Annotated in this window: 13 protein-coding genes and 2 pseudogenes; 6 read left to right on the forward strand and 9 right to left on the reverse strand. The window is 68.9% G+C overall.

What is annotated here, in order from left to right:
* Positions 1-44 precede the first annotated feature (44 nt).
* Together LYSHEL_RS15690 and LYSHEL_RS15695 are read right to left on the reverse strand one after the other, a co-directional pair.
* Positions 45-647, reverse strand: a complete 603-nt coding sequence (locus LYSHEL_RS15690; RefSeq protein ID WP_213434973.1) for a rhomboid family intramembrane serine protease — start codon at positions 645-647, stop codon at positions 45-47.
* A gap of 12 nt (positions 648-659) precedes the next feature.
* Positions 660-1,319: a glutathione S-transferase family protein gene (locus tag LYSHEL_RS15695; protein ID WP_213434974.1), complete on the reverse strand. Its 660-nt coding sequence runs from the start codon at positions 1,317-1,319 to the stop codon at positions 660-662.
* 148 nt (positions 1,320-1,467) lie between these two features.
* Here LYSHEL_RS15695 and LYSHEL_RS15700 point away from each other — a divergent pair, with 148 nt between their 5' ends.
* The gene (locus tag LYSHEL_RS15700) at positions 1,468-3,231 is read left to right on the forward strand and encodes a M14 family metallopeptidase (RefSeq protein WP_213434975.1); all 1,764 of its coding nucleotides are present in this window, start codon (positions 1,468-1,470) and stop codon (positions 3,229-3,231) included.
* 3 nt (positions 3,232-3,234) lie between these two features.
* Here the strand turns inward: LYSHEL_RS15700 and LYSHEL_RS15705 are convergent, their stop codons facing one another.
* A complete protein-coding gene (locus LYSHEL_RS15705; RefSeq protein WP_213434976.1) occupies positions 3,235-3,384 on the reverse strand; it encodes a hypothetical protein in 150 nt (49 codons plus the stop codon).
* Positions 3,385-3,495: 111 nt separating this feature from the next.
* Here LYSHEL_RS15705 and LYSHEL_RS15710 point away from each other — a divergent pair, with 111 nt between their 5' ends.
* The gene (locus LYSHEL_RS15710; protein ID WP_213434977.1) at positions 3,496-4,524 is read left to right on the forward strand and encodes a YbaY family lipoprotein; all 1,029 of its coding nucleotides are present in this window, start codon (positions 3,496-3,498) and stop codon (positions 4,522-4,524) included.
* Positions 4,525-4,528: 4 nt separating this feature from the next.
* On the opposite strand, the gene LYSHEL_RS15715 is transcribed toward LYSHEL_RS15710, so the two are convergent.
* Both LYSHEL_RS15715 and thpR read right to left on the reverse strand, forming a co-directional pair.
* Positions 4,529-5,128, reverse strand: coding sequence for a YdeI/OmpD-associated family protein (locus LYSHEL_RS15715; RefSeq protein WP_213434978.1), 600 nt, complete (start codon positions 5,126-5,128; stop codon positions 4,529-4,531).
* A gap of 34 nt (positions 5,129-5,162) precedes the next feature.
* On the reverse strand, positions 5,163-5,678 hold the full coding sequence (gene thpR, locus LYSHEL_RS15720; protein WP_213434979.1) for an RNA 2',3'-cyclic phosphodiesterase: 516 nt from the start codon (positions 5,676-5,678) through the stop codon (positions 5,163-5,165).
* Positions 5,679-5,750: 72 nt separating this feature from the next.
* Between thpR and LYSHEL_RS15725 the strand changes: the two genes are divergently transcribed.
* Both LYSHEL_RS15725 and LYSHEL_RS15730 read left to right on the forward strand, forming a co-directional pair.
* A complete protein-coding gene (locus LYSHEL_RS15725; protein WP_244858768.1) occupies positions 5,751-6,209 on the forward strand; it encodes a guanyl-specific ribonuclease in 459 nt (152 codons plus the stop codon).
* Positions 6,206-6,658, forward strand: coding sequence for a barstar family protein (locus tag LYSHEL_RS15730; RefSeq protein WP_213434981.1), 453 nt, complete (start codon positions 6,206-6,208; stop codon positions 6,656-6,658). The genes LYSHEL_RS15725 and LYSHEL_RS15730 overlap by 4 nt, the downstream gene beginning before the upstream one ends.
* Here LYSHEL_RS15730 and LYSHEL_RS16195 read toward each other — a convergent pair.
* The 4 genes and pseudogenes from LYSHEL_RS16195 to LYSHEL_RS15745 all read right to left on the reverse strand — a co-directional run.
* Positions 6,659-6,886, reverse strand: a pseudogene (locus tag LYSHEL_RS16195) (ABC transporter ATP-binding protein); the annotation flags it as partial.
* Positions 6,887-6,969: 83 nt separating this feature from the next.
* Positions 6,970-8,554 (reverse strand): annotated as a pseudogene (locus LYSHEL_RS15735) (ATP-binding cassette domain-containing protein); the annotation flags it as partial.
* A gap of 66 nt (positions 8,555-8,620) precedes the next feature.
* Entirely contained in the window at positions 8,621-10,192 is a 1,572-nt protein-coding gene (locus LYSHEL_RS15740; RefSeq protein WP_213434983.1) for a protein adenylyltransferase SelO, read from the reverse strand.
* Between the two features lie 17 nt (positions 10,193-10,209).
* The gene (locus tag LYSHEL_RS15745; protein ID WP_213434984.1) at positions 10,210-10,362 is read right to left on the reverse strand and encodes a hypothetical protein; all 153 of its coding nucleotides are present in this window, start codon (positions 10,360-10,362) and stop codon (positions 10,210-10,212) included.
* A 111-nt stretch (positions 10,363-10,473) separates the two neighbouring features.
* Between LYSHEL_RS15745 and LYSHEL_RS15750 the strand changes: the two genes are divergently transcribed.
* Both LYSHEL_RS15750 and LYSHEL_RS15755 read left to right on the forward strand, forming a co-directional pair.
* Positions 10,474-12,879 carry a DEAD/DEAH box helicase gene (locus LYSHEL_RS15750; protein ID WP_213434985.1) on the forward strand — a complete coding sequence of 802 codons (2,406 nt, stop codon included), beginning with the start codon at positions 10,474-10,476 and terminating at the stop codon, positions 12,877-12,879.
* Positions 12,876-13,754 (forward strand): ribonuclease H-like domain-containing protein, encoded by an 879-nt coding sequence (locus tag LYSHEL_RS15755; protein ID WP_213434986.1) that lies wholly within the window; start codon positions 12,876-12,878, stop codon positions 13,752-13,754. The genes LYSHEL_RS15750 and LYSHEL_RS15755 overlap by 4 nt, the downstream gene beginning before the upstream one ends.
* Positions 13,755-13,835 lie beyond the last annotated feature (81 nt).

Genomic DNA, 13,835 nt, shown 5'->3' on the forward strand with positions numbered 1-13,835 from the left:
GAGCCGTCCGATTAACACGCGGGACATTCAGCGCGGGTGAGCGCTCACCCGCCCGGCGCGCCCAGGCGCGAGAGGAAGACCTGCACGACGACCGGGTTGGCGAAGATCGCGAACGCGATGCCGTACGCCGCGCCCCAGAAATGCGCGCTGTGGTTGATGTTGCCGTGCGCCTGGCGGTCGGCCCACGCCGAATAGCCCAGGAACAGCACGCCGTACACCACCGCCGGGCACGGGATCACGAACACGTAGATGATCCCCCACGGATTGAGCAGCACGTAGGTGAACAGCACCGCCGCCACCGCGCCCGATGCGCCCAGCGTGCGATAGGTCGCATCGTTGCGATGCCGCAGGTACGTGGGCAGCACCGAGGCGACCAGCGCCGTGATGTAGAAGATGGGGAACCCCAGCGGCCCCATCGCCTGCGCGTAGTAGCGCTCGGCCAGCGGCCCGAAGAAGAACAGCGTGAACATGTTGAACAGCACGTGCTGCCAGTCGGCATGCACGAAACCGTACGTCACCAGGCGGTCGTACTCGTGCTTGCGCGTCACCGCCGGCGGCCACAGCACCAGGCGATCGGCCAGGCGCTGGCGTTCGAACGCCGCCCACGACACGCCGACCGTCAGCGCGATCAGGATCCACGTCTGCATCGATCCCATGCGTCAGGCCGTCTGCGCAGCGGGCGCATTCGCCCATTCGGTGAGCCCTTCGCGCGCGTACAGCTCGGCGAACATCGGCCGCGCGCGCATCATTTGCGCGAACGCCGCCAGGTGCGGCCACTGCGTCGCCGGGCGCGGCATGCCCCGCGACCAGCGCATCAGCATCGCGAGGTAGAAATCCGCGGCGGTCAAGCGATCGCCCAGCAGGTACGGGCCCTGCTTCGCCAGTTGCGCGTCCAGGCGCTCCCAGCACGCTTCGATTCGCGGTGCGACGTTGGCGCGCACGGTCTCGGCCAGTGCTTCGCCGGCAGGTTCATTCGGATACCACCACTGGCGGAACAGCGGCTGCACCGCGTTGGCCAGGTGGAACATCCACTGCTGGTATTCGGCGCGTTGCGGATCATCGATGGCGGGCGCGAAGCGGTGCTGCGGATCTCGGTCGGCCAGCGTCATCAGCAGTGCGGCGGCTTCGAAGCGCGGCACGCCGTCGAGGACCAGCGTGGGCACCACGCCGTTGGGATTGAGCGCGAGGTAGTCCGGCGCCTTCTGCGCGCCCGTCGAGGTGTCGACCAGGTGCAGGCGGTGCGGCGCGCCGAGTTCCAGCAGGAGCCAATGCACCACCAGGCTGGCCGCGCCGGGGCTGTAATAGAGGACCGGTTCCATCGCCACGCACTCCGCAGTCGGGGGCGCCGATGATCGCATGCGATCCGCGTCCTGCTGACGCCCCGGTGGCAGCAATAGGCCGAAGGTCACGGCGGGAATGCACGACCCCTCCGCTACCATCGCGGCTCCTTTCGCCGATGGCGCCCTCATGTCCCGACCGACCTTCGCCCTGCTCGCCGCCAGCCTCGCGCTCGCGTGCGCCATGCCCGCCTTCGGCGCGAAGCCGGACCTGACGACCGTCGCCGAACGCTCGGGCGACGTTCGCACGGGCCGCTACGACGAAGTAATCCAGTTGTGCGCCGCCTTCGCGCAGGCGTACCCGGACGCGGTCCGCTGCATCGACTTCGGCACCACGCCCGAAGGCCGCCCGATGAAGGCGCTGATCGCCTCGCGCACCGGCGCGCTCACGCCCGAAGCCGCGCATGCAAAGGGCCTGCCCGTGCTGCTGGTGCAAGGCGGCATCCACGCCGGCGAGATCGACGGCAAGGACGCAGGCTTCCGCGCCTTGCGCGCGCTGCTCCAGGGCAAGGCCTCGGCCGGTGCGCTCGACAAGCAGGTGCTCGTGTTCGTGCCGGTGTTCAACGTCGACGGCCACGAACGCTTCGGCGCATGGAACCGCCCCAACCAGCGCGGCCCCGAGCAGATGGGCTGGCGCACCACCGCGCAGAACTACAACCTCAACCGCGACTACGTGAAAGCCGACGCGCCGGAGATGCAGGCGATGCTGCGGCTGGTCGATGCGTGGGATCCGATCGCCTACATCGACCTGCACGTCACCGACGGCGCGAAGTTCGAACACGACGTCGCGATCCAGGTCGAACCCGTGCATGCCGGCGATGCCGACCTGCGAGCCGCGGGCCGCGCGTTCCGCGACGCCGTGATCGCCGATGTCGAAAAGCACGGCGGCCTGCCCCTGCCCTTCTATCCCTCGTTCGTCGAAGGCGACAACCCCGCATCGGGCTTCGTCGACGGCGTGTCGCCGCCGCGGTTCTCCACCGGCTACTTCCAGTTGCGCAACCGCTTCGGGATGCTGGTCGAAACGCATTCGTGGCGGAACTACAAGCATCGCGTGAAGACCACGTACGACACCGTGCTCGCCGTCGTCGACCAGGTGGCCGCGCACGGCCAGGACTGGCTGCGCATCGCCGCCGCCGCGGACGCGCGCTCGCTCGCCGGGCAGCCGGTGCCGCTGGATTACGCGGCCACCGACAAGGTCCGCACGATCGACTATCGAGGCTACAAGTACACGCGCACGCCGTCGGACGTGTCCGGCGCGCTGATGACGCACTACGACGAGACCAGGCCGGAAATCTGGAAGCTCCCGCTGCGCGACGACGTGCAGCCCGGGCACCTGGCCACCGCGCCGCAGGCCGGTTACCTCGTGCCCGCGGCGCACGCGGCGTGGGTGGGCGCGAAGCTGAAGGTGCACGGCATCGCGTTCACCGTCGTCGACCACGCCTTGCCGAAGCGTGGCGTGCAGGCGTTCCGCGCGACGAAGACCCAGTTCTCGCCGCGCTCCAACGAAGGCCACCAGATGCTCACCGTCGAAGGCGCGTGGCAGCCCGAGACGCGCGACGTCGCCGCCGGCGCGCTGTTCGTGCCGATCGCGCAGCCGAAGGCGCGCCTGGTGATGGCGCTGCTGGAACCGCAGGCACCGGACGCGCTCGCCGCATGGGGCGAATTCAACACAGCGTTCGAGCAGAAGGAATACATGGAGTCCTACGTCGCCGAAGACGTGGCGCGCGAGATGCTGAAGGACCCGAAGGTCAAGGCGGCGTTCGACGAAGCATTGAAGGATCCCGCGTTCGCGAAGGATCCCGACGCGCGCCTGGCGTTCTTCGCCAAGCGGCATTCGTCGTGGGACGAGCGCTTCAACCTGTATCCGGTGCTGCGCCTGGACACGGCGCCCTGAGGCTCAGTGGCGCTTGAAGTACTGGACCTCGCGTTCGTGCTTCTCCGCCGCGGCGCGGCTGTCGAACGTGCCGAGGTTGCGGCGCTTGCCGGTCTTCGGATCGACCTTGCGCGAGTACAGGCGGTACTGGCCGTTGGCGAGTTTGCGGATCATGGCGGGCCTCCGGGTCGCGGTGCCCGTCCATGACAACGCGGCCTGCGTGAAGAACGCGCGGGCGGCCGTGCGGCGTACGATGGCGCCGCCTGTCGAACGGAAACCCTGGCCATGATCGCCGTGCGCACCGCCCTCGCTGCCGTCCTCGTCGCATCGCTCGCCGGTTGTCCGCAGGAAGTGCCGCCGATGGCGCCTGCGGATACGCCCATGCCCACGGAATCGAATTTCATCCACGGCCGCGCGTCCTACCTCGAACGCATCAAGATCCCGCCGGGCGCGGATTTCACCGTGCAACTGATCGACAACCAGCTCGCCGACACGCCGAAGGCCGTGATCGCGACGACGACGCTCGAGGATGTCGCGGGCCCGCCGTACGATTTCGCGCTGCAATACGATCCGGCAAAACTCCGCCCGAACGGGCAGTACGGTTTGAGCGCGACGTTGCGCGGTGCGGATGGCGGCTTGCTGTTCGTCACCGGCACGCGCGTGCCGGTGACGATCGGCGACACGAAGGTGGTCGAGTTCCGCATGGTGCGGGCGAGCGCAGGCGATGCGCCGCAGCCGGCGGCGCAGCTCAACCGCACGCAGTGGACGTGCGGTGGCATGACGTTCGCAGCCGTGTTCGACATGACGAACGGACGCGTGGAACTCGCGTTGCCGGATGGCGCGTTGTCGTTGCCGCAAGCCGTGTCGGCGTCCGGCGCGCGCTACAACGACCACCTCGGCAACGAATTCTGGACGAAGGGCAGCAGCGGCACGCTGACGCGCGCGGGCGGCAAGAAATCCGATTGCGTGCAGGCCGACGCGAAGCCCGCGAGCGGATCGGTGTGGGACAAGGCGAAGGCGCGCGGCATCGCGTTCCGCGCGATCGGGACGGAACCAGGCTGGCTCGTCGAAGTCGGCCAGGGCGAAACGCCGATGCTGCATGCCGAACTCGATTACGGCGAACACAAGTTCGACGCGAAGGTGCAGATGTTGTCGGGCTTGCTGGGGTACGCCTCGACGCAAGGCCAACCGATGCGCCTGGTGCTGGAGCGCAAGGCGTGCAGCGACGGCATGAGCGACGAGCGCTACCCGGTGGATGCGACGTTCGAAGTCGGCGCGAAGCGGTACCGCGGGTGCGGCCGTTTCCTCGACTGACGCGTCAGCAGTCCAGGTACTTCCAGTTCCGCACTTTCCCTTCGGCCATCCACGCGACCGCCTGCGCCAAGCGCTTCGCCCGCGTCTCTTCGCGCTTGGCTTCCTCGATCCAGCCGATGTATTCCCGTTGCTGGCCGGGCGGGAAGCTTTCGAAGGTCTTGCGCGCCTTCGCGTTCTTCTTGAGCGCGGCCAGCAGGTCCTCCGGCGCCTGCGGCGGCGGCTTCGGCGCGGACTTGCGCGCGGCCGGCGCCTTCACCTTGTCGACGTTGAGTTGCATCGCACGCTTGATGTGCGCCAGCAATGTCTTCTTCGGCGGCAGGTCCTTGAGCGACGTCATTTTCCCGTAACTGCCCATGCCATCGCGCGGCGCGCCCTCGCCCACCACGAGCGCGTGCTTCCAGTACCCGAACGACGCGTGCTGCTTGAACGCCGCCATCCCGCACAGGATGCCGCCGCCGTACACGAACGTCGGCATGCTCCACTTCATCGTTTCCTCCACATCCGGGCACGCCTCGTGGACGATGGCGCGCACGCGTTCGAGGATGGGCCGCGCGAAGTCGGCCTGGGCGGCGATGTAGGCGTCGATGCGGGGGTCGGTGGTCATGGGGTCCTCCGGCGCACATCCTGCGGGGATCGCCTCACGCCCGCAACGCCCAGCGCCCCAACACCTCGTACGCCCCTTCCGCACTCGCCATCAGCACGAATCCGTCCACCTGCCAGCGCAACGGCGCAATGGCCGACGGCACCGCGCGTTTCGGATCGCGCAGGATCGTCACGTGCGGCACGAAGCGCTCCTCCTCGCGCATCGGCACGGCATGCGCGCGGCACGATTCCGTGAGCGCGTCGTGCAACGCCTGCAAGGGCCGCGGCGTCACCGCACAGCCGAGCCAGCCGATGCGACGGCCGAAGCGGTCCGCGCGATCGAGTTCGAATGCAAACGGCACGCTTGCGATCGCATCGCCCGCCGCGCGCGCCGCCGCGACGACATCGTCCGGCAGCGGATCCGTGAAGCCCTGCAGGAAGCGCAACGTCATGTGCAGTTTCGCGGGCTTCGTCGCGCGGCCGCCCCACGCCAGGTGGAGGCGCGCGGCGTCGTTGGCGATCGCGTCGCGCAGCGCCGCATCCGGTGCGAGGGCGAAGAACAGGTGGCGCATCGTGACGACCGATGATCCTCGGAAGGAGTATCGTGCGCCCGGTCCCCACTGGAAGGCGACATGCGCCGACACCTGCGCAATCCCTGGATCTGGGTGGCGGCCGCGATCCTGTTCGCGGCGTGGCTGTTCTGGCCGCGCACCGTGCAGTCGCCGGCGCCGCACGAAGTCCCGCCCGCACAATCGGCCCCCGCCACCGGCGGCGTGGCGGTCGCGGACAGCGCCGCAGTCGACACCGCGCCCCGATCCGCCCCCGCGCTCGACCTGCCGCCCGAAGCGCTGCACACCCTGCAACTGATCGCGCGCGGCGGCCCGTTCCCGCACCGGCAGGACGGCCAGGTGTTCGGCAACCGCGAACGCCTGCTGCCTCCGAAACCGCGCGGCTACTACCACGAGTACACCGTGGAAACGCCGGGCGCCGGCAACCGCGGCACGCGGCGCATCATCACCGGCGGACAGCCGGTCGAAGCCTGGTACTACACCGACGATCACTACGCGTCGTTCCGCGCGTTCGATGGAGCGCGCGCACGATGAGCGAATCGGGTTGGGAACTGGGGCTGTCGGACGCCGAGAACGCGGGCGTCTATTTCGTCACCGCCGATGACCTCGACACGCTCGGCGTCGCCGCGCGCGATGCGGGCCTGCACGTGCGCCGCATCGACCTGTCCGGCGGCGAGAAGCAGGCGATCCTGATGCGCATCGCGACCGCGCTGGACTTCCCGCGCACCTACGGCCGCAACTGGGATGCGTTGTCCGATGCGCTGCGCGACCTGTCGTGGATGCCGGGCACGGGCTACACGCTGCTGTTCGAGAACGCCGGCGACCTGCAGCAGGACGAAGGCGAAGACTTCGACACGCTGCTGGAGATCCTGGAGGAATGCGCGCAGGACTGGGGCAAGAGCGACGTGCCGTTCTGGTCGTTCCTGGCGCTGCCCGAATCGGTGTTCGACGAGATCGACGCGGCGGCCTCGCAGGACCACTGATCAGCCGGCGTCGAGCTCCGCCCAGCGCGCGTACGCGGTGTCGAGTTCCGCCTGCGCCTTCGCCAGGTCCGCGTTGTGCGCCACGATCGCGGTGCTGTCGCGCTGGAAGAACGTTGGCGCGTTCATCGCGTCGGTGAGCGCGGCCACTTTGGCTTCCAGCGTTTCGATCCGCGCCGGCAGCTGCTCGAGTTCCTTCTGTTCCTTGAAGCTCAGACGGCGTTTGGCGGCGGGTGCGGGCGTCGGCGGCGGTGCGGCGACGCGTTCCGAGTTCGGCGTATCGCGCACGAGCCGCGACGCAAGGTTGGCACTCGCCGGCGCGGGCCGCTGGCGCAGCCAGTCGGTGTAACCGCCGACGTATTCGCCGACCTTGCCGTCGCCTTCCATCACCAGCGTGGACGTCACCACGCGGTCGAGGAAGTCGCGGTCATGGCTCACCAGCAGCAGCGTGCCGGCGTAATCGCCGAGCAGTTCTTCCAGCAGTTCGAGCGTTTCGACGTCGAGGTCGTTGGTGGGTTCGTCCATCACCAGCAGGTTGGACGGCTGCGCAAACAGGCGCGCGAGCAGCAGGCGGTTGCGTTCGCCGCCGGACAGGCGCGTGATCGGGGCGCGCGCGCGTTCGGGCGTGAACAGGAATTCCTGCAGGTAGCCGAGCACGTGCTTGCGCTTGCCGCCCACTTCCACGAAGTCCTGGCCTTCCGACACGTTTTCCATCGCGGTCCAGTCTTCGCGCAAGGTGGCGCGTTGCTGGTCGAAGTACGCGATCTGCAAGCCGGTGCCGGGCTTGACGATACCGGCCTGCGGGGTGAGTTCGCCGAGCAGGAGTTTGAGCAGCGTGGTCTTGCCGCTGCCGTTGGGGCCGATCAGGCCCACGCGGTCGCCGCGGAAGATCGTGGTGGAAAGATCACGCACGAGGGTGCGTTCGCCGTACGCGAACGTCACGTCCTTCGCTTCGATCACCTTCTTGCCGGACGCCTCGCCCTGCGAAGCTTCCATGCGGACCTTGCCGGTGGCGTCGCGGCGCGCGGCGCGTTCGTTGCGCATGGCCTCCAGCCGGCGCACGCGACCTTCGTCGCGCGTGCGGCGCGCCTTGATGCCCTGGCGGATCCACGTTTCTTCCTGCGCCAGCAGCTTGTCGAAGCGCGCGTTCTCCTGCGCTTCGGCGTTGGCGCGTTCCTCGCGGCGGCGCTGGTAGTTGTCGTAGTCGCCGGGCCAGCTGGTGAGGCCGCCGCGGTCGATCTCGACGATGCGCGTGGCCAGCGCGCGCAGGAAGCGCCGGTCGTGCGTGACGAACACCAGGGCGCCGTTCCAGTTCTGCAGGAACTGTTCGAGCCAGTCGATCGATTCGATGTCGAGGTGGTTGGTGGGTTCGTCGAGCAGCAGCAGGTCGGGGCCCGACACCAGCGCGCGCGCGAGCAGCACGCGGCGCTTCATGCCGCCGGACAGGCGCGCGAACACGACCTCGCCGTCGAGCTGCAGGCGGTCGAGGATTTCCTCCACCTTGCGATCGAGCGACCAGGCATGCGCGGCTTCCACCTTCGCCTGGATCCGCGAGAGCGCGTCCATGTCGACGTGCTCGGCGTGCGCGATGTGGTGGTATTCCGCGAGCAACGCACCGGCTTCGCCGAGCCCGGCGGCGACCACATCGAACACCGTGCCCTGCGCACTGGCGGGCACTTCCTGTTCCAGGCGCGCGACGCGGCGGCCGTTTTCCAGGCGCACCTCGCCGTCGTCGGGCCGCAGGTCGCCGGACAGCAGCTTGAGCAGCGTGGACTTGCCCGCGCCGTTGCGGCCGATGAGGGCGATGCGTTCGCCGGGTTCGATGGACAGGGCGACGTCGTCGAGCAGGAGGGGACCGCCGACGGAGTAGTCGACGCCCTGGAGGGTGATCAAAGGCATCCCGGCATTCTACGGGGTTACCCTCCCCGGCCCTCCCCTGCTGTCGCACGGGAGGGAGAAGATCTGTCAGCTGCTGCAGCTGAGCATCGAGCAACCGGCCTTGTCGCGGGCCCAATCGGGGCGGCGTCGCGCGAATTCTTCCCGGCCGGGCTGCTCGTCGTAGGGGCGGCGCATGACGTCGAGGAGTTCCGCGATGCCGGCTTCGTCGCCCTGCCCGGCCCGATCGATGACCTGCTGCGCGAGGTAATTGCGCATCACGAACTTCGGATTGACGGCGTCCATCGCGGCGCGACGCTCGGCGGCCGGGCGCGCATCTTCACGCAGGCGCGCGGCATGCAGGGTCAGCCATTCGACGAAACCCGGCGCGGTCTGCGTGCGCTTGTCCGGGTCGTAGAAGGCTTCGGCGAACAACGCACCTTCGACCTGCGCCGCGATCTCCGCCTCGGGATCGAAGCGCGACAGCGCACGGAACCACAACGTCATGTCCACTTCGCCGAGCTGCAGCAGCGCGAGCAGCGTTTGCATGGATTCAACGTCCGCATCGCGCGCGTCCCGCAGCCCGAGCTTCCCGGCCACGTTGGCGCGATCGGCTTCGACGAAGCGATCCATGAAGCGCTGCAGGCCTGCATTCAACGCCGCCACGTCGCCGAACAGCGGCGACAGCGCATGCGCCAGGCGCGTGAGGTTCCAGTAGGCGATCTTCGGTTGCCAGCCGAAGCGGTAGCGCTTGCCGCCGGCGTCGGTGGTGTTGGGCGTCCAGTCGGGATCGAAATCATCGATCCAGCCGTACGGGCCGTAATCGATCGTCAGCCCCAGGATCGACAGGTTGTCGGTGTTCATCACGCCGTGCACGAAGCCCACGCGCATCCAGTGCGCCATCAGCACCGCCGTGCGCTCGCACACGGTGGCGAACCAGTCGCCGTAGAGCGCTTCGCCCTGCCCCGCGAGTCCGGGGAAGTCGCGGGCGATGCAGAAATCGGCGAGCGCGCGCAGGCCGTCGATGTCGCCGCGCGAGTACGGGAGTTCGAAATTGCCGAAGCGGATGAACGACGGGCTGACGCGGCACACGATCGCGCCGGGCTCGGCCTGCGGGTGTCCGTCGTAGAACATGTCGCGCACGACCGCGTCGCCGGTCGACACCAAACTCAGCGCGCGCGTGGTGGGCACGCCGAGGTGGTGCATCGCTTCGCTGCAGAGGAATTCGCGAATCGACGAACGCAGCACCGCGCGGCCATCGGCGCTGCGCGAATACGGCGTGGGGCCGGCGCCTTTCAGTTGCAGTTCCCAGCGACGCCCATCGGCGCCCACGGTTTCGCCTAGGGAAATCGCGCGCCCGTCGCCCAGTTGCCCGGCCCACTGGCCGAACTGGTGGCCGCCATAGTTCGCGGCGAACGGATCCATCCCGGGCAACAACGCATTGCCGCCGAAGACCTGCGCGAATTCCGGCGACGCGATTTCGGCGTCGCCGATGCCGAGCGTCGCCGCCATTTCCGCCGAATGCGCGATCAGCCGCGGCGCCGCCACCGGCGTGGGCCGCACGCGCGACCACGCGGCCGCGACCTGGCGGATGCCCGGGCCCAGGTCCGGGTCGCCGGGCAGTTCGCGGAGGAAACGATTGTCGAAACGCAGCGCGCGCATGGCGCGAGGGTCCTTGGTCAGAACGGCCGCGGCATGCCGAGGAACGGCGCGAGCAGCCAGTAGATCCCGACCAGCACCAGGCCCCACAGCACGACCTTGAACAGCACGCCGACCACCTTGAAGGCGAGCCAGATGCAGACGATCACCAGCAGGATGCCGACCCAACTCATGCGCGCGTACCTCGAATCGATGATGGCCCGAGCTTACGGCATCCCGTGTTGCGATCTCATCGCGTGAGACCTGCATGGCCCCCAATGGCGGCCGTCGCAAGGAGACCGCCGATGTCCGCGCTCACGCTGTTCGATCCCCCCGCCCCGCCCGCACCGCGCATCCGCGACGGCGGCCTGCTCGCCACGCGCCTGGCCGGCAAGCACGCGGCACTGATCACCGGGCACTTCGTGATGCCGGCGCGCGAAGGACGTTACGCGGACTTCCCGGACGCGCTGCCGGAAAAACTCGCGACCGCCCTGCGCGCCCGCGGCCTGTCGCAGCTCTACGCGCACCAGCGCGCCGCATGGGACGCCACGCAACGCGGCGAGCACATCGTCGTCGCCACGCCCACCGCGTCGGGCAAGAGCCTGTGCTACACGCTGCCGGTCGTGGCGGCGGCGATGACGCAGCAGGCCAAGGCGCTGTACCTGTTCCCGACCAAGGCGCTCGCGCAGGACCAGGTGGCGGAGCTGATCGAACTCAATCGCGCCGGCGACCTCGGCCTGCGCACGGCCACCTTCGACGGCGACACGCCCGGCGACCAGCGCCAGGCCATCCGCCTCAACGGCGACATCGTGGTCAGCAACCCGGACATGCTCCACCAGGGGATCCTGCCGCACCACACCAAGTGGGCGCAGTTCTTCGAAGGCCTGCAGTACGTGGTGATCGACGAGATCCACAGCTATCGCGGCGTGTTCGGCTCGCACCTGGCCAACGTGCTGCGGCGGTTGAAGCGCGTGTGCGCGTTCTATGGCGCCTCGCCCACCTTCATCCTGTGCTCGGCGACCATCGGCAACCCGCAGGACCACGCCGAAGCGCTGCTCGAAGCCGACGTCACCGCGATCACCGATTCCGGCGCGCCCTCCGGCGAGAAGCACGTGCTGCTGTGGAATCCGCCCGTGGTCAATCCGGACCTCGGCCTGCGCGCCTCCGCGCGCTCGCAGAGCAACAAGATCGCGCGCACGGCGATCCGGTCGGGATTGAAGACGCTGGTGTTCGCGCAGTCGCGCACGATGGTCGAGGTGCTCACCAAGTACCTGAAGGATGTCTTCGACCACGATCCCCGCAAGCCCGCGCGCATCCGCGCGTATCGCGGCGGCTACCTGCCCACCGAGCGGCGCGAAGCGGAACGCGCGATGCGCGAAGGCCGCATCGACGGCATCGTGTCGACGTCCGCGCTGGAACTGGGCGTCGACATCGGCAGCCTGGACGTCGTGGTGCTCAACGGCTATCCGGGCTCGGTCGCCGCGACGTGGCAGCGCTTCGGCCGCGCCGGGCGCCGGCAGCAGGCGTCGGTCGGCGTGCTGGTCGCCAGCTCCGATCCGCTCGACCAGTACGTCGTGCGCCATCCGGAATTCTTCTCGGCGGCGTCGCCCGAACAGGCGCGCATCGCGCCGGACCAGCCGGTGATCCTGCTCGACCACATCCGCTGCGCCGCGTTCGAACTGCCGTTCCTCGAGAACGAACGCTTCGGCCCCGTCGATCCGCAGGTGTACCTGGAGCTTCTCGCGCAGGACGGCGTGGTGCACGCCGAAGGCGGCCGCTGGGAATGGATCGCCGACAGTTATCCGGCCAACGCGGTGAGCCTCCGCTCGGTGGCCGACGGCAACTTCGTGGTGGTGGATCGCACCGACGGGCGCCAGGTGATCATCGCGGAAGTCGACTACGCGTCCGCGCCCCTGATGCTCTACGAAGGCGCGATCCACATGGTGCAGTCCACGCCTTACCAGGTGGAACGCCTGGACTGGGAAGGCCGCAAGGCCTACGTCACGCGCACGCACGTCGACTACTACACCGACGCCATCGACTACACCAAGCTCAAGGTGCTCGAACGCTTCGATGGCGGCATCGCGGGCGCGGGCACGTGCCACCACGGCGAAGTGCACGTCGTGCGGCGCGTGGCGGGCTACAAGAAGATCCGCTACTACACGCACGAGAACATCGGCTACGGCCCGGTCACGCTGCCCGACCACGAGATGCACACGAGTGCGCTGTGGTGGCAGCTGGCGCAGGAGACGCTGGATGCGCGGTTCGCGTCGCGGCAGGACGCGCTGGATGGGTTCCTCGGTGCGGCGCATGCGTTGCACGTGGTCGCCAAGGTGGCCGTGATGGCGGACGCGGCCGACCTGCAGAAGGCGGTGGGCAGCGGCGATGGCGCGTGGTTCGCCACCACCGACGGCCGCGGGCGCGGGCAACTGCGCAGCGCCGACGGCGGCGAATCCGATCCCGAGGTGCACGATCGCTTCGTGCCCACGGTGTTCCTCTACGACAACTATCCCGGCGGCGTGGGCCAGAGCGAACCCTTGTGGCGCCGCCAGCGCGACCTCGTGCAGCACGCGCGCACGCTCGTCGAAGGTTGCGACTGCAAGGCGGGTTGCCCCGCGTGCGTGGGCCCGGTGCTCGAACTGCAGGAATCCCTCGTCGATTCGCCGCGCGCGCTCGCGTTGCGCGTGCTGCAGGCCCTGGAGGCCGCGTGAGCATCACCCTCGAGAAACTCCAGCGACTCAAGCGCCAGGCCGGTGGCGAGATCGCACCACGCGAACCGGCACCACTTCCCGCCCCGCCCGCGCGGCCCACGTTCGCGCCGCGGCCCGCGCAGGCGTCGATCGAACAACTGCGGCAACTGCTGCGCATCCGCGCGCCGTCGCCGCCGCTGTGTCCACCCTCGACCGATCGCGCGTTGCCCGGCATCGAAATCGCACCGGGCCTGCACCTGCGCGAAGTGCAGGTGGCCGACGACGCGGTGCCTGCCACGTTCTGCGGCGTCTTCGATCGCAAGGACGCGCTCGATGCCTCGCGCATGCTGTTCTTCGACACCGAAACCACGGGCCTGGCCGGTGGCACCGGCACGCGCGCCTTCATGATCGGCGCGGCGGACTGGCACGGCGGCGCGCTGCGCATCCGCCAGCTCACGATGCGCACGATGGCCGCCGAGCAGGCCATGCTCGATGCCTTCCGCACGTGGGTAGCACCCGACACGCTGCTGGTCAGCTACAACGGCAAGTGCTACGACGCGCCGCTGCTCGCCACGCGCTATCGCCTGGCGCGGCAGACCAATCCGCTCGCGGGACTGGCGCACGTCGACCTGCTGTATCCGACGCGCCGTGCGTATCGCGGCGTGTACGAAAACTGCCGCCTGGCCACCATCGAACGCCAGGTGCTGCGCATCGTGCGCGAGGACGACCTGCCCGGTTCCGAAGCGCCCGCGGCGTGGTTGGCGTTCCTGCGCGGCGGCAGCGCGCAGAACCTGCGGCGCGTGCTCGCGCACAACCACCAGGACGTGGTGTCGCTGTCGCGCCTGCTGCGGCATCTCAGTGCGATGCATGTGCGTACTGCAGAGTTGGCCGGCTGAAACATTCATGCGGTGTCACGCATTCACGAATGTCGCGTGTCCTGCACGCGGACGCGTCGGCGTTGGCTGAGTGGCGACTTC

Origin of the sequence: Lysobacter helvus (assembly GCF_018406645.1) — a bacterium.
Taxonomy (GTDB): domain Bacteria; phylum Pseudomonadota; class Gammaproteobacteria; order Xanthomonadales; family Xanthomonadaceae; genus Noviluteimonas; species Noviluteimonas caseinilytica.